This is a genomic window from Salinicoccus sesuvii (assembly GCF_042648145.1).
In the GTDB taxonomy this organism is placed as follows: Bacteria; Bacillota; Bacilli; order Staphylococcales; family Salinicoccaceae; genus Salinicoccus; species Salinicoccus sesuvii.
This window is the reverse complement of sequence record NZ_JBHRWV010000007.1, coordinates 592256-610244: the sequence shown is the minus strand read 5'-3', so window position 1 is coordinate 610244 and position 17989 is coordinate 592256. Positions and strand designations below refer to the sequence as shown.

At 44.9% G+C, this 17989-nt stretch carries 17 protein-coding genes; 8 read left to right on the top strand and 9 right to left on the bottom strand.

Annotation, left to right across the window (positions count from 1 at the left end; genetic code table 11):
* The 6 genes from ACFOJ8_RS08805 to ACFOJ8_RS08780 form a co-directional block, all read left to right on the top strand.
* Nucleotides 1-1546: Ig-like domain-containing protein (locus ACFOJ8_RS08805; protein WP_380659914.1), on the top strand; the 1546-nt coding region annotated here is incomplete at its 5' end.
* Nucleotides 1547-1646: 100 nt separating this feature from the next.
* Complete coding sequence (locus tag ACFOJ8_RS08800) at nucleotides 1647-2282, top strand: pentapeptide repeat-containing protein (protein ID WP_380655396.1); 636 nt, start codon at nucleotides 1647-1649, stop codon at nucleotides 2280-2282.
* Between the two features lie 33 nt (nucleotides 2283-2315).
* A complete protein-coding gene (locus ACFOJ8_RS08795) occupies nucleotides 2316-3326 on the top strand; it encodes a serine hydrolase domain-containing protein (protein WP_380655393.1) in 1011 nt (336 codons plus the stop codon).
* 24 nt (nucleotides 3327-3350) lie between these two features.
* The gene (locus tag ACFOJ8_RS08790) at nucleotides 3351-4274 is read left to right on the top strand and encodes an AEC family transporter (protein ID WP_380655390.1); all 924 of its coding nucleotides are present in this window, start codon (nucleotides 3351-3353) and stop codon (nucleotides 4272-4274) included.
* A 96-nt stretch (nucleotides 4275-4370) separates the two neighbouring features.
* A complete protein-coding gene (locus ACFOJ8_RS08785) occupies nucleotides 4371-5108 on the top strand; it encodes an SDR family NAD(P)-dependent oxidoreductase (protein WP_380655387.1) in 738 nt (245 codons plus the stop codon).
* A 186-nt stretch (nucleotides 5109-5294) separates the two neighbouring features.
* Nucleotides 5295-6905: a metal ABC transporter solute-binding protein, Zn/Mn family gene (locus tag ACFOJ8_RS08780; protein WP_380655384.1), complete on the top strand. Its 1611-nt coding sequence runs from the start codon at nucleotides 5295-5297 to the stop codon at nucleotides 6903-6905.
* Nucleotides 6906-6968: 63 nt separating this feature from the next.
* On the opposite strand, the gene ACFOJ8_RS08775 is transcribed toward ACFOJ8_RS08780, so the two are convergent.
* From ACFOJ8_RS08775 to ACFOJ8_RS08750, 6 genes are all read right to left on the bottom strand, one after another.
* Complete coding sequence (locus tag ACFOJ8_RS08775) at nucleotides 6969-7535, bottom strand: NADPH-dependent FMN reductase (RefSeq protein WP_380655382.1); 567 nt, start codon at nucleotides 7533-7535, stop codon at nucleotides 6969-6971.
* Nucleotides 7535-8599 carry an LLM class flavin-dependent oxidoreductase gene (locus ACFOJ8_RS08770; protein ID WP_380655379.1) on the bottom strand — a complete coding sequence of 355 codons (1065 nt, stop codon included), beginning with the start codon at nucleotides 8597-8599 and terminating at the stop codon, nucleotides 7535-7537. The genes ACFOJ8_RS08775 and ACFOJ8_RS08770 overlap by 1 nt, the downstream gene beginning before the upstream one ends.
* A 231-nt stretch (nucleotides 8600-8830) precedes the next feature.
* A complete protein-coding gene (locus ACFOJ8_RS08765; protein ID WP_380655377.1) occupies nucleotides 8831-10072 on the bottom strand; it encodes a M20 family metallo-hydrolase in 1242 nt (413 codons plus the stop codon).
* Nucleotides 10065-10790 (bottom strand): small-conductance mechanosensitive channel, encoded by a 726-nt coding sequence (locus tag ACFOJ8_RS08760; RefSeq protein WP_380655375.1) that lies wholly within the window; start codon nucleotides 10788-10790, stop codon nucleotides 10065-10067. Before ACFOJ8_RS08760 ends, ACFOJ8_RS08765 begins: the two co-directional genes overlap by 8 nt.
* Before the next feature lie 24 nt (nucleotides 10791-10814).
* Nucleotides 10815-11525: a DUF5058 family protein gene (locus ACFOJ8_RS08755; protein WP_380655372.1), complete on the bottom strand. Its 711-nt coding sequence runs from the start codon at nucleotides 11523-11525 to the stop codon at nucleotides 10815-10817.
* A gap of 26 nt (nucleotides 11526-11551) precedes the next feature.
* Entirely contained in the window at nucleotides 11552-12736 is a 1185-nt protein-coding gene (locus tag ACFOJ8_RS08750; protein ID WP_380655370.1) for a M20 metallopeptidase family protein, read from the bottom strand.
* Nucleotides 12737-12912: 176 nt separating this feature from the next.
* Here ACFOJ8_RS08750 and ACFOJ8_RS08745 point away from each other — a divergent pair, with 176 nt between their 5' ends.
* On the top strand, nucleotides 12913-14361 hold the full coding sequence (locus tag ACFOJ8_RS08745; protein ID WP_380655368.1) for a protein adenylyltransferase SelO: 1449 nt from the start codon (nucleotides 12913-12915) through the stop codon (nucleotides 14359-14361).
* A gap of 143 nt (nucleotides 14362-14504) precedes the next feature.
* Here ACFOJ8_RS08745 and ACFOJ8_RS08740 read toward each other — a convergent pair whose 3' ends face one another.
* The 3 genes from ACFOJ8_RS08740 to ACFOJ8_RS08730 all read right to left on the bottom strand — a co-directional run bounded on the left by ACFOJ8_RS08740 (nucleotide 14505) and on the right by ACFOJ8_RS08730 (nucleotide 15956).
* Entirely contained in the window at nucleotides 14505-15125 is a 621-nt protein-coding gene (locus ACFOJ8_RS08740; RefSeq protein WP_380659913.1) for a pyridoxamine 5'-phosphate oxidase family protein, read from the bottom strand.
* Nucleotides 15126-15172: 47 nt separating this feature from the next.
* Nucleotides 15173-15646, bottom strand: coding sequence for a glutathione peroxidase (locus ACFOJ8_RS08735; protein WP_380655363.1), 474 nt, complete (start codon nucleotides 15644-15646; stop codon nucleotides 15173-15175).
* Nucleotides 15647-15740: 94 nt separating this feature from the next.
* Entirely contained in the window at nucleotides 15741-15956 is a 216-nt protein-coding gene (locus ACFOJ8_RS08730) for a hypothetical protein (protein ID WP_380655360.1), read from the bottom strand.
* Nucleotides 15957-16190: 234 nt separating this feature from the next.
* Here ACFOJ8_RS08730 and ACFOJ8_RS08725 point away from each other — a divergent pair, with 234 nt between their 5' ends.
* On the top strand, nucleotides 16191-17969 hold the full coding sequence (locus ACFOJ8_RS08725; protein ID WP_380655357.1) for an SLC13 family permease: 1779 nt from the start codon (nucleotides 16191-16193) through the stop codon (nucleotides 17967-17969).
* Nucleotides 17970-17989: the final 20 nt, after the last annotated feature.

The window sequence follows — 17989 nt, the reverse complement described above, 5'->3', positions numbered from 1 at the left end:
TGCCGACGCCGATGCGGATGCTGATGCTGACGCGGATACTGATGCGGACGCCGATGCGGATGCGGACGCCGATGCGGATGCCGATGCGGATGCTGATGCTGACGCTGATGCTGATGCGGACGCCGATGCGGATGCTGATGCTGACGCGGATACTGATGCAGACGCAGACGCCGATGCCGATGTTACCATGCCTGAACTACAAGATGTAGAAGTGACAGGAGACTTCGTCGCTGGCTATAATATATCTGGAACTACAGACTCTGGAAATACATTAGTATTCACTAACGAAGCTGGTCAAGAAGTGGCTAGAACGGTTGCTGATGCGGATGGTCAGTTTATCCAGTACTTCAGTCGATACATTGTGGCCGAAGATGAAAATATTTCGGTTGTCTCTATTGACAGGTCAGGTAATGTAAGTGAGGCTGAAATAGTAACTATTCCAATCACTGTGCTAGAAGCTCCGACTGCATCCGATATTTATGAAGATGAAACACTAATAACGGGTGAAGGTATCATAGGTTCTCAAGTAATAGCATTTGTAGATGGTGAGGAAGTCGGTTCTACCACAGTAAATGCGCCATTCACTCTATTCAGTACTGTTGTTCAAAGAGGGAATGACGGAGACTTTACAATTGACTTAGAAGAAACACTTCCGGTTGGTACAGAAATCACACTTCTACAAATCCTTGATGGTAAAGTAAGTGAGATTTCTGCAATCACGGTACTACCGCTGGATGATGCGGACGCCGATGCGGATGCGGATGCCGATGCAGACACTGACGCTGATGCTGATGCGGACGCCGATACTGATGCGGATGCAGATGCCGACGCCGACGCTGATGCGGATGCCGATACTGATGCGGATGCCGACGCCGATGCCGATGCGGATGCCGATGCAGACACTGATGCAGACACTGACGCTGATGCTGATGCAGACGCGGACGCCGACGCTGATGCTGATGCGGACGCCGATACTGACGCCGATGCGGATGCCGATGCAGACACTGACGCTGATGCTGATGCGGACACAGAGATAGACGATGATACTGGAGGCAATTCTGACGGAAGTGGCAACGGGGAAATTGACGATGTGACACCACCAACTATCGGTGGCGTGACGATTGAAGGGAGCTCTGCAACTGGATACACCATTGAAGGTGAAGTCAATGAACCTGGAAGTATCACACTATTCGGACCAGATGGTGAGGCGCTTTATACTATCACGACAGATAGAAGTGGCACATTCACATTCATGGTGCCAAGTGACGTAGTAAGTCCTGGCGACATACTTGTTCTGAAGGCTGAAGATACCTCTGGAAACATCAGTGAAGGTTTTGAAGTTAAAGTTCCTGCCGATGGACAAATGGGCGGGTCTGAGAACACTGCTTTAACTGATGGACAGACAACAGGTCCCAATGTGATCAATCAGACAAGTGGTAAGATGCTTCCGGATACAGGAGTTGCAGCAGCGCCTGTGGGCATTTTAGCAACAATACTTGTTGCTATCGGTGGTGCACTCGCGTTCTTCAGAAGAAGAAAAATCTAATATCTTATTGAAATACCTGGACTGTAAAAGTCCAGGTATTTTTACTTTAAACCGCCAAAAGAATATTGAGGTATAATGTTTGTATAAGGGAGATGATTCCATGAAGCGAACGGAGCCTAAATTATCAAGCAACTTGGAAGAAACAAAGTTCAACTATATTTTTCTGGATGAAGATCGAATGATAGACGGTCGAGAAGTGGTTGATTCTGAATTTACCGGTGAGACTTTAGATCGTCTAAAAATTCATAGTTCTGTTGTCAAAGGATGTAACTTCTCAGGTAGCACATTCACAGATGCTGATTTAGTAGATGCTCGTTTTATAAACTGTGATTTATCGAATGTCCACTTCTCCAAAGCATCCATACATAGAACCGAGTTCATCAACTGCAAGCTTGTTGGCAGTCATTTTGATGGTGATTCGATTAAAAACCTTCTTTTTAAGGAATCTGTATTGAATCTAGCTGTACTGTCAGAATATAAGTTTGAAAATCTAGTTTTTGAAAAGTGCAGAATGAGGAGTACGGACTTTTTCGACTGTAAGATGAAGAAGGTTGTATTTGATGACTGTGAGCTTAATGAATCACGATTCATCGATACATCACTTAAAGGAGTAGATATCAGTTCCTCAGAATTCGAGACTTTCGATGTTAAAAAAGAAGACTTAGAAGGTTGCATTGTATCGAGTACCCAGCTCATTCAATTCGCATCGATGCTTGGTCTTGTCGTCAAAGATTAGATCAGTTTAAATAAATTGAAAAGAGGTCTTAATATGCGTCAACAAGTTGAAACAATACAAAAAAAGATTGATTTCTCAGGGGCTGTTCTTGTGAAAGGAGAGAATATTGAGTTTCACGAGGCATATGGGTACGCAGAGCGCAGTAACAAAATAAGCAATACTGTACAGACACGCTTTGGTATCGCTTCTAGTTGTAAACTCTTTACTGCGATTGCGATATGCCAGCTTGCAGAGAGCGGCACACTTGATTTGAATGGTAAGGTTCAAAACTACTTGGATTTCAATTTCCCACACTTTGATGCTTCTATTACGCTTCATCACCTTTTAACACACACTTCTGGTGTGCCTGACTACTTCGATGAAGATGAAATGGATGATTTTGAAGCACTATGGCAAGATATTCCTATGTACAATTTAAGGCGTCTGGAGGACTTTATTCCACTATTCGGTGATCGGAAGATGAAGTTTTCCCCTGGAGAGAGGTTTCATTACAATAACGCCGGTTATATCCTCCTTGGTCTCGTTGTAGAATCCGTCAGTGGGATGGTTTTTGAAGACTACATTGAGCAATTTATATTCAATCGTGCTGGTATGAATAGTTCAGGCTATTTTTCGTTTGACCGACTACCCGAACACGTGGCGACGGGATATATCGAACTTGAAGATGACACGTGGAAAAGCAATATCTATTCCCTTCCAGTAAAGGGCGGCGCTGATGGCGGCGCATTTACTACTGTCGAGGATATGGATCGCCTGTGGGACGCACTGATGTCGGGAAGTATTCTCAATCAAGAGTACACATCCCTTCTGCTGGAACCGCATGCGCAAGAAGACGATGTCAGTTTTTACGGTTATGGCGTCTGGATCGATAAAAACTCGGGGACGATTGAAAAGTATCACGTGATGGGATATGATCCGGGGATCAGTTTCCACTCCGCGTACTATCCTGAATCAAAGATGAAACTTGTTGTATGCGCCAATCAGTCTGAGGGTGCATATGACATCATGGAAACAATTGAAGATGCGATGGACGAAAAAGCATAGATTGTATGTTGAAAGGAAAACAATATGAGTTACATTCCTTTAATATTTCTTGAGGTCATTGTGCCTCTACTTATTTTGCTCGGTATTGGCGCGTTGCTTCAGAAAAAGTTCGAATTCAGGCTTAGACCGATTGCCAATCTAGTGACATACTGTTTCTTACCTGCTGCTGTATTCTTAAATCTATATGAGGCAGAAATTGATATTGGTCTGCTTGGACAGCTTACATTATACTTGGTGCTATTTATTGTGATTGTTACTATTTTTGGTGAACTGCTATCACGTTCACTAGGTCTTGGTGGCGGGGAAGAAGCAGCGCTTAAAAATAGTATTTCATTGATGAACTCTGGCAACTACGGACTTCCAGTCAGTCAACTTGTTTTCAGTGCCAATCCGGTGGGTGTATCGGTCCAAATCCTTGTACTCGTAGTACAGAACTTGCTGACTTTTACCTATGGACTCTATAATCTACGCTCAAGCTCGAAGTCATTGATTGAGATGATGCGTGAGCTTTTGAGACTGCCTGTCATACATGCGATGATCGGAGCTTTCGCATTAAAATTTTTACACGCTGATGTCCCCAGATTTATAATGATACCAATCGAACAGCTGGCTGGTGGATTTGCAGCAATTGCACTCTTGTTGCTTGGCATGCAGTTGGCTCAAATTGAAATCCGTTCTTTTCACAGAGTCATTGCCTGGAGTGCACTCGGACGTTTAGTGGTTGGGCCTGGAATTGCTTTAGTGTTGATTCTGTTGCTAGGGATCGAAGGTGTCATTGCACAGTCGCTGTTCATTGCCAGTGCGTTTCCGACATCCCGTAATACTGCGACTCTCGCACTCGAATATGACGTCGAACCAGAACTCCATGCCCAAGTCGTTCTTTACTCTACTCTGCTGAGCAGTATTACGGTGACGCTTGTTATCTATTTATCGATGCAAATCTTCTAAGAGATTGGTCTTAATTTAGACATACTTTGATTGTTTTGCTTTGTTCGACTGAGGTATAGGTAAAGTGAAACAACATTTAGTAGAGGAGGAATTGTTTTGGATCTCAAAGGAAAAGTAGCGATTGTCACAGGTGGCGGTTCAGGTATCGGTTTGGCGACAGCAAAGGCGTTTCTCGAAAAAGGAGCCAAGGTCGTTATCGCCGATTATAATGAAGAGTCTGGCAATAGGGCAGAGAAAGATCTTTCTGAGTACGGAGAGGTAGTATTTGAAAAAGTAGATGTATCAGATGAAGAGCAAGTTAAGAATGTGGTGGCTTTAGCAGTTGAAAAGTTTGGCCGGTTGGATATCATGTTCAACAATGCTGGGATTGGTATACAGGGTGAAACGCATAAACTGTCCTACGAAGATTACCATAAAGTTATCAAAGTGAATCAAGACAGTGTGTTCTTCGGTTCCAAACATGCGATTCCAGAAATGCAAAAGGTTGGCGGCGGTGCAATCATCAATACGGCGTCTATTCTCGGCAGTGTCGGTGAACCGACGGCATTTGCCTACAATGCTTCAAAAGGTGCGGTCAATCTAATGACAAAATCAGTGGCACTACAGTATGCTAAAGACAATATCCGTGTCAACGCCGTAGGACCGGGTTATGTTGAATCAGGTATGGTCAATAAAGAAGCGCTCGGTGAGTATTACGACAACCTTGTAGAAAAACATCCCATCGGTAGACTAGGGCAACCAGAAGAAATTGCACACGCAGTTATCTTCCTCGCTGAAAATGAGTTCACTACAGGAACAACATTGCTCGTCGATGGTGGCTACACGACTCAGTAGTGGCTATCTTCCCGATTTGAATGCAACACCGGATCAATTTGATCCGGTGTATTTTTTTAGATAAATTCTATCATTTCAATAAATTTATAGAAACTTCGATTTCCCTATTGCAAAACGTAATCATTCCGACTATAATTTTAAAGCGTAACGATTACGAATAAAAATGCATCAAGGAGGAAACTAAGTATGAAAAAGTTTTATTTTGGGTTATTTGCGATGCTGTTGCTTTTCCTGACCGCTTGCGGCGCAGAAACTGAATCAGCAGACTCTGAAACGGAAGGGGGTTCGGCTGAAGGGGAAGCGACCATCTATACGACAGTCTTTGCTCTAAAGAGTCTTACGGAGCAAATCACCGGCGACTTTGCACAAGTCGAGTCCATCTATCCAAATGGTACGGATATACATACATTCGAACCGACCCAGCAAAACATGATTAGATATGCTGAAAGTGATTTGTTCATTACCACCAACGGGGAGCTTGACAGTGTCTCCCAGAGTATTCTTAATACAATCAATAACGAAACTGAAACACTTGAAGCCGTTCAGAACACAGATGAACTGTTGGAATTCGCACACGATCACAATCATGGTGAAGGCGACGATCATGATCACGGTCATGATCACGGCAGTATGGACCCGCATGTATGGCTTGATCCGATGATAGCGAGTAATATGGTGGATACCATAGAGGCCAAACTGAGTGAAATGTACCCGGAAAATGCTGAAGACTTCCAAAACAATGCTGATATATTAAAAGAGGACCTTGCAGATATCGATCAGTCACTACAAGACGTTACGACTGATACGGCGGTTGAAAATGTCTATATTTCTCATGAATCCATCGGGTATCTTTCCGACCATTATGGTTTCAATCAAATCGGTGTTTCAGGCATCAATAACGAAGAACCTTCCCAGCAGGAACTAATTAATATTCTCGAGGGGATCGAATCTGATGGGGCAAAATATATTTTGCTCGAACAGAACATTTCCTCAAAAGTGACTGACATGATTCAGAATGAAGCAGAAATTGAACCGCTGCAATTCCATAATCTTGCAGTAATCATCGATGAAGATAATGAAGATGCGACCTATCAGTCATTGATGGAGCAAAATGCTGAAGTGCTCGATCAGGCGTTGAATGACTACAATGAGGCAGAAGCGGAGCAGCTTGAGGAGAATGCAGATTCTCATTCACACGATCATGACCACTCTCACGACCACGATCATGGCGATCACGGTCATGCGCACATCGACGAAGATATCTATAACGGCCATTTCGAAGATGATCAAGTAGAAGATCGTGAACTTTCCGATTGGTCAGGCGACTGGCAGTCTGTCTACCCTTACCTTGAAGATGGCACTTTGGACGAAGTGTTCGAGCATAAGGCTGAAGAAGGTGACATGACAGCTGAAGAGTATAAGGAATACTATACAACAGGATATGAAACAGATGTAGAACGTATTGAAATTACAGACTCAGAAATGACGTTTTATCAAAATGGTGAATACCACACGGGTACTTATGTCAGCGAGGGCTATGAAGTCCTCGAGTACGAAGCTGGAAATAGGGGCGTAAGGTACATCTTCACACTCGAGAATGCGGACGAGGCAGACGAAGCATTACCGCGTGTCGTTCAGTTTAGTGATCATGGTATTTTCCCTATGGATAGTTATCATTTCCACATCTATATGGGTGATGACAACGAAACCCTCCTTGAGGAAATGGATCATTGGCCGACGTATTATCCATCCGAGCTTTCCGGTGAAGCAGTAGCAGAAGAAATGATTGCACACTAAAATAATTTTTAGACCCTGTATACCAATAGGAATTGGTATACAGGGTCCTTTTATTTTTCGATACTAAAAATCGTACATCGATTCTTTTTCGCTCTGAATCCGCTGATAGGTATCCGTCAGCATTACAGTATCTTCAACCAATGCATCGAGTCGGAACAGCACATCGTTATTGATGATTTCTTTGTTTAAAAAATCTTTTTCTTCGATAAATACGTAAGTGCTGACCGTCTGTGCCTTCATATAGCTTAAAATAGGCTTTAGCTGTGTTTCAGGTATAAGAAAGTGTTTTGAAGTACCGGCAGTGACGAAGAAACTGACAATCTTTCCTGAGAGTGCATTTATCGGTAAGAGATCGAAAACATTCTTCAAGGTCGCCGGAATGGAAGCCTGGAAGATGGGTGTGCCGATAATGATGGCATCTGCCTCCATAATGGTTTTAGCGATATATCCTGTATCTCCTTCATAGTCGAGATAGTTGCGTCCATCGCTGAATTCGAGCGTGTAGTCCGAAAGGTCGATAAAGTTCCAGTCGACGTGCGGGTACTGTCCGGTTAGCTTTTCCGATACATATTTCATAGTTGTGCGTGTTTTAGACCCAATATTTGAGCCTGAGAGTCCTACAATCTTCATTAGTCTGTCTCCTTTTTTGTGAATTTCTTGATGGCCGGTAGTATTTCATTACCAATCCATTCTATATTACGCATCAGTTGATCAAATGGTACGCCACCAAAATCCATCTGTGCGATGTAGCGCTGGTGTTTAAACTCTTCATGCTGATATAACAGTTTTTCAATGACTTCCTGAGGACTGCCGACGTTAAGCACATTACGCCTGTCTGCACCCATCGCAAAACCTCGCTTAGGGAAACCAGCACCATTGGTCAGTTTCATACCTTCATTAATGTGCGGGTAGATTTCCTTTTGAGCCTGCTGGGTTGTTTCTGCGACGTGGAAGAATCCAGCGGTAGCAACTGGCAGCTGTTCTGGATCATGGCCGTAATTTCTTGCAGCCTCCCGGTACATATCAATAGACTCCTTGAAACTTTGAGTCGGTCCGGCCAACATCGCAATCTGCATAGGCACACCAGCGGCACCGGCCTTGATAGCACTTGCAGAATGGCCTCCGACAGCACGCCAGATTGGGAGGCTGCCATCAAGCGGACGCGGGAGTACTTTGGCATTTTTAAGCGCAGGACGGAACTCACCTTCCCAATTGACGACCGCGTTTTCATTTATTTTGAGAAGCAGATCAAATTTCTCTTCATATAATGCTTCGTAATTGTTGAGACTGTACCCGAGCAAGTCGAAAAGACCAACTCGAGATGCGCGTCCAGCAATGATTTCTGCGCGACCGTTAGAAATTAAGTCAATGGTAGCGAAATCCTCATATACGCGCACTGGATCGAGTGTACTTATGATGGTCGATGAACTTGAAATTTTTATCCTTTCAGTCGCCTGGGCGATGGCTGAGAGTACGACTGTGTGCGCCTGTGTAGCGAAGTACTCCTGATGACTTTCACCGACGCTAAAGAAATCGAGGCCAGCCTCTTCTGCTAGTTTTGAAAGCTCTATAATCTCATTAAGACGCTGCTGCGCGGATATTCTTTGGCCAGTATGCGGGTTCGCAAGATGGTCTCCCAGTGTGTAGAGGCCAAACTCCAAGCCGTTGTCTTTCTGGATGCGATATTTTTCCATGGAATTCTTCCTTTCAGATAGTGAAAATGGTGTTTATTCCATTATGTATTTAATCCGATAAAATGAGAAATGATTGATTCGCGATTCGACAGCTAGAAGGTAAAATACTGCCTAAGACTGATTATTTGGCTAGGTTTTCCGGGAAAGAGTGGAGACCAGATCACCTGAAATAAAAATTCCACCAGAATCTGTGTCTGTTACAGATTCTGGTGGAGTGATGAAATATTGAGTTTACTTTTTGGCTAACCTAAGCATGGTATGGTAAAGAAGTTCCGTACCGATCGCAATGTCTTCATCAGAAGAGTATTCGGCTGGATTATGACTAATCCCAGCTTTAGAACGCACAAAAATCATTCCCATATCACAAATATCTGCCATGTTGCTGGCATCGTGGAAAGCTCCGCTCATCAGTACAGGAGGGGTTAGTCCAATGGATTCACTTTCACTTTCCATGATGCGGACGATGTTGTCACTTGAGATTTTCGGAACAGTGCCGCCGTCGTCGTGTAAGGTATATGTGAGGTCATGCTCGAGTGCGACTTTTTCAATACTTTGCTTTAATGCAGCTTCATAAGTTTCACGTCGTTTCAGATCGGTGTCTCTCAAGTCAATGGTAAACGTCACGCGCTCAGGAATGATGGAACGGCCGCCTGGGAAAACATCCAAGCTACCGACAGTGCCGACAGAAGAGGCACCAGCCTCGGATTGAACAATATTATTGAAAGCAGCAATAATGTATGATGCACCGACGAGGGGATCACGACGTTTTTCCATTGGAACCGTGCCAGCATGTCCAGATTCGCCCGCAAGTTCAACTGTCATCCACCTTGGTCCCGCAATGCCACGGACGATGCCGACTGGCTGATCTATTGCTTCAAGGTTCGGTCCCTGCTCGATGTGCATTTCCACATAGGCGGAAATAGCTGACGGATCGTACACCGATGCACCCAGCTGATCCGGATCGGCACCAAAGTCGATCAGTGCCTGCCGTCTTGTGATGCCGTCTTTATCTGTGCGTTCTAGTTCACCAGGGTCTAGTTGCCCTGTGATGCCACGTGAGCCAAAAAGGCCAACTCCAAAGCGGTGTCCCTCTTCATCACAGAATGAGATGACTTCAATAGGAATATCGGGTTCAATACCATTTTCAATCATCGTCTGAACAGCTTCGAGTCCACCGAGTACACCAATGGTACCATCGAAACGGCCACCGTAGGGCTGGGAATCGATATGTGAACCGATCATAACCCGACGGGCATCTTTCTTCTTTCCTTCAATGCGGCCAATAAGGTTGCCGAAGTTGTCGTAGCGTGTGGTGAGTCCGGCCTCGTCCATCCATTTGCGGACGAGATCCATGCCAGTTTTGTAAGTGTCGGACAGTGCCAGACGATTGACGCCCGTCTCTTCAATCTTGCCAATTTCACTGAGCATATGAATACGTTCCGACAGTCGCGATGCGTTGATTGTTCTATCCATCCAAATTTCCTTTCTGTTTTTCCATAAAAAGAACTACTGCAATCGTCAGTGCGACACAGATTGGAATTTTAATGAGGCTGAAGATTGGGGCGAAAAGTACAGCCATACCGATAACAAGTGCAACGACGCCGTACTTCGGTGTACGGTAGGCAAACTGTCCAAGCACCGCACCGAAAATGGACGGCAGGACAAAGCCGAACGCGCCTTCAACAAACGGTGGCATCATGGAAATGAAATAGGTGCCTCCAAGAATCATGATGACCAAGATGATGATGTTGCTCAATGAAGCAACAGCGATACCGAAGACGCCGGCCACTTCGGCTTTCTCTGAACCCGGCTCTGCACCTACTGCCTTTTGTGCTGCTGAAGAACAAGGCAGGCACATGTTGGCAATGTTGCCTGTCAGAAACGCCAGATATGTACCGGCAACACCAAGCGTCGGATAGTAGGTGATCGGCTCAAGAACCCACATGATGCCAATGAATGAAGCATAGCCTACGATACCCGCTCCTATGACCCCCCAGCCAGGATGCGCATCCATGACGAAAGAGATATAGAGTGGCGGTATTAGTGACATGAGGATAATGATGAAAAGTGTCAGTCTGCCCCAAAAGTGGGAGCGTTTGTAGAATAATTCCATTGAGGAAGATTCGGTGCGTTTCACTCCAAATGTCTGATTGTTAATGGTGACATGTGACTGTTCAGCTGCATTGCTCATAGATATGTCCCTCGTTTCTTCTGTTTAGAGAATGAATGTCGTCAAATAGCCGGTGGTCATGCCGATAAGCAGTGCAAAGCCGAGCGCCCATTCTTTAAGCCAACTGAGATTTCTTTGGTCAGCGTACTTCATCATAATGATCATGGCGGCTACAGAAACTACGCCGGCGATGGTATGGTTGAGGCTGTTGATCATCTGCTGGCTGGCTAGATAGGCGAAAGCCCCGAGCATGGCTGCAAGCGCGACACCTGCCATAATTTTAGGGTTGTGCTTTTGGATCTTCTGCTGGGTTTTACCCATTGATTTAGTGAAGACCATTGTAAAAATGAGCCATCCAGTGCCGCCAAGAAACATGGTCCACATGACAGCAGCCAAAGCTTCGATTGGGAATCCGTCTGCGCCTAGTTCCACTCCGAACGCAGAGGCACCGATCGACGCTGCGCTGGATTCTGTTGCTGCAGAACCGATAATACCGATACGCATCAGAGTGATCGGGGAACCAATCAAGGCAATCAGGGAGATGAGTACGATTGCAATGCCGAAAGACGGGCCGATTGAACTGATGAACCCAGAACGGATGGCAGTTTTAACTTCAACAGGACTCATCCCGGCTTCCCCAGCTGAACGTTTTGCGATCCATAAGAATATGAGTGCTTGTAAGGCGACAATAGCGACAATGATGAATGCGAACACCCAGAATACTGTACTGTTTGCAATTTCCAGAATATCTCCCATAAGTGAATCCTCCTATGTGCTCCCGGTCAGGAAGCCGTATCATTCATATAATCGAGCACTGTAGCGATGAATAACTTACCGATATTAAGCATGGATGCTTCTCGAACATCGAATTTAGGATGGTGGTGTGGGTATATGTCGGCTTCATCGGGCATAGCTCCACCGACCCAAGCGAATGATCCTGGCGCTTCCTTCAAGTAGTAGGCAAAGTCTTCCATGCCCATCATCGGAGGGATTTCGTTGACTTCAGATTCACCGAAAAGTGATTCCGCCACACGGCGGTACCGAGCAGTTTCTGCTGGATCATTGACGACCGCTGGATAACCTCTGACGTATTCTACAGTTGCTGTAGCACCAAAGCCCTCGCATGTCGATTTGGCAATGGATTCGATTCGTGCCTCGACATGGTCACGTACTTCAGGTTCGAATGTACGTACAGTGCCTTTTAAGGTTACAGAATCCGGAATGACATTGAAACTATCACCGCCATTGAAAGAAGCGACAGTGACCACAGCTGATTTCAGAGGGTCGGTTTGCCGGCTGACAATCTGCTGGAGTGAACTCATCAGTTGACCGCCGATTGCGAGTGGGTCTATTGTCAGATGGGGGGACGCGGCATGTCCGCCTTTTCCTTGGATAGTGATCTCAAAAGTGTCCCCGTTCGCCATGACCGGCCCTTCCCGGTAGCCGACAGTGCCTAAAGCTGCATTGGAGCTGACATGCGCACCGAATACTGCATCAACACCATCCATGCAACCATCCTCGATCATGAATTTTGCACCACCGGGAATCACTTCTTCTGCAAACTGATGGATGAATACAACTGTGCCTGGTAAATCTGACTTATTTTCGCTCAGCACTTTAGCGACATGAAGCAGGCTGGATGTATGAATATCATGACCACAAGCATGCATCACCCCATCAATTCGCGACTTGTAAGGGACATCCTTCGCGTCTTGGATGGGCAAGGCATCAAAATCTGCACGCAAGGCGATTGTTTTCCCTGGCTTGCCCCCCCTAAGTGTACCAACGACACCTCTTGAACCGACTTCTGTCTTAACATCAAGTCCGAGGTCTTTAAGAAAACTGGCGACTTTCTTTGGTGTATCTACCTCATGATGGGAAAGTTCCGGGTACATATGTAAGTCTCTGCGAAATTCAACCATGTCCGTATAGAGTGCTTCAAGACGTTCAAAGAGTTGTGCTTGCAAAATAAGATCCCCATTTCTAAATTAAGATATTATTCAGAATAATCAATATTAGTTGCTCTGTCAAACCTATGTAAGGTATTCGTACATGCGTACTGCCATCCATCTGATTGGGAATTGACGTTTTAATTTGGTAAAGTAAAGGTACAAAACATGTATTTTCAAAGGGAAGGGATCATATGGAACAAAGTGGATGGCAATTGGAACACAGCTATACCGGGCTGCCGGACGTGTTCTACAGAAAGACAACGCCCGAGGTGGCAGAGTTTCCAGAGATGGTACTTTTCAACTGGAAATTAGCCGAATCACTTGGCTTGGAACCGAGAAACCTTCAATTGGAATCGAATGAAGTATTTTCAGGGAATAAAGTGCCTGATGGTGGATTGCCGATTGCACAAGCTTACGCAGGTCATCAGTTCGGTAGCTTCACTATGCTTGGTGATGGGCGTGCGATTCTGCTCGGCGAACAGATTACACCGGATGGCAAACGAATGGACATTCAACTGAAAGGGGCTGGACGGACAGCTTTCTCAAGAATGGGCGACGGCCGATCGCCCCTTGGCCCAATGCTGCGGGAGTATATTATTAGCGAAGCAATGCATGCATTAGGTATCCCGTCCACCCGCGCGCTTGCACTTGTAACGACTGGTGAAGCTGTCAGTCGTGATCGCATGCTGCCAGGTGCAGTACTCACGCGCGTAGCAGAAAGCCACCTGCGTGTCGGAACGTTCGAATATGGAGCGCGTCTTGAAGACAAGTCGCATATCAGGACTTTGGCGGACTATGCCATTAAACGCCATTATCCTGAAAGTGAAGGGCCAGAAAAATACCGGAAATTTTTTGATGCAGTAATTGACCGTCAGGCAGAGCTTATCAGCAAGTGGCAGCTTGTCGGATTCATCCATGGGGTGATGAATACCGACAACATGACCATCAGCGGTGAAACAATCGATTACGGTCCTTGCGCATTCATGGATGTCTATGATCCTGAAACAGCATTCAGTTCCATCGATGTGAATAAACGCTACCGCTATAGTAACCAGCCGGGTATTGCACAGTGGAACCTCGCACGACTGGCTGAGACGATGCTGCCGTTGATTCATGAGGATCAGGAGGAAGCAATGAAAATTGCCCAAGCTTCACTTGGGGCATTCGGCAAACAGTATAACGAGTATTGGCGGTCTGGCATGAGGGACAAGATTGGTCTAGTTGGCGAACAGGAAGCAGACGATCGTCTAGTGGAAGAACTACTTGATCTGTTGCATGAGTATAAGGCCGACTATACGAAAACGTTCAGGATGCTGTCACTCGATGCTTTGGAGGATATGCCACTATATGCAACCGACACATTCAAAGATTGGTATGATGCATGGCAAGAGCGCCTAGAGTCGCAAAGTATTTCCATAGAAGCGGCTTATAAAAAAATGCGCAGTGTTAATCCCGCTGTCATTCCACGCAATCACCTAGTCGAGGAGGCATTGGATGCCGCTGTAGAAAATGGCGATTTCACCAAGGCGTCCAAGTTGATTGAAGTGCTCAGCAGCCCATTCGATGATGGTCATGAGCGCATGTTCAAGGAACCGCCGGAAGATGAGAAAAGAGTACACATGACGTATTGCGGGACATAAAACGATCGAATAAGAAAAAAGCGTATCCAACTGGCTTTAGTGGATACGCTTTTTAAATTTCTTCAATGGATAAATCGTTTGTTTTTAAATTGCTTTCCTGATACATAAATACAAATTAGAAGACTATCTGTCATGCCCATCACCTATTTTCTTTGCCTGACGTTAAAGAAGTCTCCACCCTTTTTCTTTTCATCATCAGTACCCCAGTCAATCACTTCGGACTTCTTTACTAGATGTGGGATATGCTTTGAGCAATGGATATAGGCTTCGTCGACTCTAATGATCACCCAGCGTTCAGCGCGCCCATTCTCTTCTTGGTGGAGTTTTGAAATGGTAGTGTCGTCGATACCGAGTGTGGACAGTGCGTCGTTTTCCAGTATTTCAGCAGTGCCGTTGACGTGAAGTCCAATATGGTGGTCAAAGAAATCAATGAACATCAGTCCGATATGTGGATTCTCACTGATATTTCCTAAACTGGCCATGACACCATTTCCACGATATTCAGGATACATCAATGTCCGTTCATCAAGGACTCTGACAAATCCAGCATCACCGGCACGGAATGTATTGTCGCAATTTCCGTTGCTGTCTGAAGTGGCGACAAAAACCATCTCTTGTTCGGAAATAAACTGTGCCATATCAGTATTCAGATAATCGAGCATCTGGTTGTTGTAGAATGCTTCAGCACGCCTGCTTGTACCATATTTTGATTGAAGATTACGTTCACCTTGAGACATCTTGCCGTCCTTTCTCAATGCAGTCAAGAAAAAGGTGGGCACAGGTCGTCTAGATTCTGTGCTCACCTTTATGACTAAAGTAGTTTTTCAATATCCTTCTTCATTTTCAGAGGGGAGGTTGTCGGTGCCGTGCGTGTAACCACGTTACCATCACGGTCGATCAGAAACTTGGTGAAGTTCCATTTGATCTTGTCTCCCATAAGTCCTTTGGACTCGCTTCTGAGATGCTTGAAAAGGGGATGAGCATCCTCACCATTGACATCAATGATTTCATGGATGTCGAATGTAACTCCATGGTTGATACGACACGCTTCCTCTGCATCTTCGTCAGAGCCTGGTTCTTGGTTGTTGAACTGGTTGGATGGGAATCCCAGTACAATCAGATCCTGGTCCCCGTATTCTTTATGAAGAGTTTCCAGTTCGTCATATTGCCCGCGGAGGCCACACTTACTTGCGGTATTGGCAATTAACATAGGTTTGCCTTTGTACTTATCGAGTGAATAAATCTCACCATTCGCTTTTTTGACGCTTATATCATAAATACTCATACAAATGCTCCTTTTAGTTTTAGGATGATACTTACTATTATATGTAATCCGGGGTGTAAGCTCCATTATTTAGGCTTACACCAGGATTGTTTCGTCATCCCATCTGTTGGTCGGATTGTGGGAAAGAAAAAAAGGATGAGCGGCTCTTGCTAGAGTAGCCGCAGTCCATACATACGTAGCTGTATGCTTTACCATTCAAAAAACATTTCACAATGTCATTGTGTGTGCAGTTTTCACGGCTTTTGAGTTGATGATTTTCCTTTTTTTGTTCAAGCAGCTTATCGATCTGCTCACTTGAATACTTTTCCATCTTTCTTCCTCCATTCGTACGAATAAGTGTCTGTGTAGTATCTTTTCATACGCTGATAGTAATATATAACCGATTTCCTAATTCCTTAATCATTTTACGGTGAACTTTTACAATATAGAATAGTTTGAATATATAGAAAATATATTTCAAAGAATAGCATTTACATTACTTAAGAAGGTGTCAGCTGTGCTATGATATATTTTAAATAATTGGAAAACTTAAGGGGGATGGTTCATGACGGGGGAAATGATTTTTGTCGCGATGATGATAGTATTAATGTTGCTTGCGTTACTTTTTGAAATGGCGCGTGCCGATTTGATTGTCTCGTTCTTCCTGATCGTGTTCCTGTTGACAGGTGTCATTTCCACTGGCCAGGCCCTAAGCGGTTTTTCAAATGAGGGCATGCTGACCGTAATGCTTTTATTCGTTGTGGCGGGTGCAATACAGAAGCATGGCATCATTGAAAATTATATCGATCGTCTACTGAAGCAACATAAAGGGCCGAAACGCTCAATGATGAAACTGCTCGCACCAGTTGCCCTTTTCTCAGGATTTTTGAACAATACACCGATTGTGGTCACTCTGACGCCAATCATCAAGAGATGGTGTCAGAAAAACGGTATCGCGCCTTCAAAATTTCTGATTCCTCTATCTTATGTCACTATACTCGGCGGAACGATGACATTGATTGGTACTTCAACAAATCTCGTTGTTCATGGTTTGCTGATTCAGTCAGGGCGTGAAGGCTTTGGATTTTTTCAGCTGGCTATAGTCGGTGTGCCTATTGCGTTACTGGGCATGGCGTACATCTTCACTTTGGGCTACCGTCTGCTGCCTGATACGTTGGGAGCAAAAGAACAGATTCGCGAAGAAGTAAAGGAATTTCTGGCAGAGGCAGTGATCGAGAAGTCATTTGAGCATGTGGAACGTCCAATTATTGAAGCTGTTGATGTTTCTTTAAAAGGGATATATATCATCGAGATTTTGAGAGGGGACTCCCGCATATTTCCGGTAACACCGACTACTGTAATCAGAGAAGGTGATCATCTTCTGTTTTCAGGCACTTTGAACACCATTGCTGCTGTTCAGAAGCAAAAAGGGATTACACTCATTACAGGCACCGACCAGACCCTGGATAGCCTTATGAATGATGAATTTGAGCTCATTGAAGCGGTCATCTCCCACCAGTCTGGGCTAGTATCGAAAACTGTCAAATCAACCCGCTTTCGTACGAGATATAATGCGGGCGTCATAGCAGTACACAGAAATAACGAAAGAATAAAAAGTCGTGTCGGTGATATTATCTTCAAACCCGGCGACACAGTACTGCTGCTTGCTGCCAAGGACTTTCTGGAGCAACATATGCATGAGAATGACTTTTATGTTGTCACATCGCTTGCACCACCGGAAGCATTGCATCAGAATAGTGCCAAAGGCTGGGGTGGGCTTGGATTGTTGTTGACCATGATTGCTTCAGTGACTCTCGGTATATTGTCGATGTTTGAGGCGATGCTGATTGCTGTTGTGCTACTGTTGCTTTTCAAATTCATTGATGCAGACGAGATGCTGAGCTATATCCAGTTCAATGTCATTCTCTTGATTGCAAGTGCATTTGGTGTCGGAGCCGCCATGACAGAATCGGGACTTGCACAATTTTTGGCTGAGCACATGCTGGCGATCGCTATGCCGCTTGGTGCCATCGGAATCATCGCGATACTTTATGTCATGACGAACATTTTTACAGAATTAATCACCAACACTGGTGCCGCCGTTCTGATGTTTCCAATCGCAATCGAGATGGCTACGCAGATGGATATCGGCTACATGGGGCTCATTGTCACAATTGCCATCGCCGCTTCGGCAAGCTTCATTACACCAATTGGTTATCAAACTAACCTGATTGTATATGGCCCTGGTGGATATAAATTTACCGACTACATTAAAGTAGGAGTGCCATTGTCATTGTTGACGATCATCACTGCAACGCTGATTATCCATGCTGTATGGTTCTAAGAATAATAGGAACAGGAAAG

Coding starts and splice junctions, on each gene's coding strand:
- ACFOJ8_RS08755 (WP_380655372.1), bottom strand. CDS start 11,525: ATGGGAGATATTCTGGAAATTGCAAACAGTACAGTATTCTGGGTGTTC.
- ACFOJ8_RS08765 (WP_380655377.1), bottom strand. CDS start 10,072: ATGGATAGAACAATCAACGCATCGCGACTGTCGGAACGTATTCATATG.
- ACFOJ8_RS08775 (WP_380655382.1), bottom strand. CDS start 7,535: ATGAAGATTGTAGGACTCTCAGGCTCAAATATTGGGTCTAAAACACGC.
- ACFOJ8_RS08800 (WP_380655396.1), top strand. CDS start 1,647: ATGAAGCGAACGGAGCCTAAATTATCAAGCAACTTGGAAGAAACAAAG.
- ACFOJ8_RS08790 (WP_380655390.1), top strand. CDS start 3,351: ATGAGTTACATTCCTTTAATATTTCTTGAGGTCATTGTGCCTCTACTT.
- ACFOJ8_RS08730 (WP_380655360.1), bottom strand. CDS start 15,956: ATGGAAAAGTATTCAAGTGAGCAGATCGATAAGCTGCTTGAACAAAAA.
- ACFOJ8_RS08725 (WP_380655357.1), top strand. CDS start 16,191: ATGACGGGGGAAATGATTTTTGTCGCGATGATGATAGTATTAATGTTG.
- ACFOJ8_RS08745 (WP_380655368.1), top strand. CDS start 12,913: ATGGAACAAAGTGGATGGCAATTGGAACACAGCTATACCGGGCTGCCG.
- ACFOJ8_RS08770 (WP_380655379.1), bottom strand. CDS start 8,599: ATGGAAAAATATCGCATCCAGAAAGACAACGGCTTGGAGTTTGGCCTC.
- ACFOJ8_RS08760 (WP_380655375.1), bottom strand. CDS start 10,790: ATGAGCAATGCAGCTGAACAGTCACATGTCACCATTAACAATCAGACA.
- ACFOJ8_RS08735 (WP_380655363.1), bottom strand. CDS start 15,646: ATGAGTATTTATGATATAAGCGTCAAAAAAGCGAATGGTGAGATTTAT.
- ACFOJ8_RS08795 (WP_380655393.1), top strand. CDS start 2,316: ATGCGTCAACAAGTTGAAACAATACAAAAAAAGATTGATTTCTCAGGG.
- ACFOJ8_RS08780 (WP_380655384.1), top strand. CDS start 5,295: ATGAAAAAGTTTTATTTTGGGTTATTTGCGATGCTGTTGCTTTTCCTG.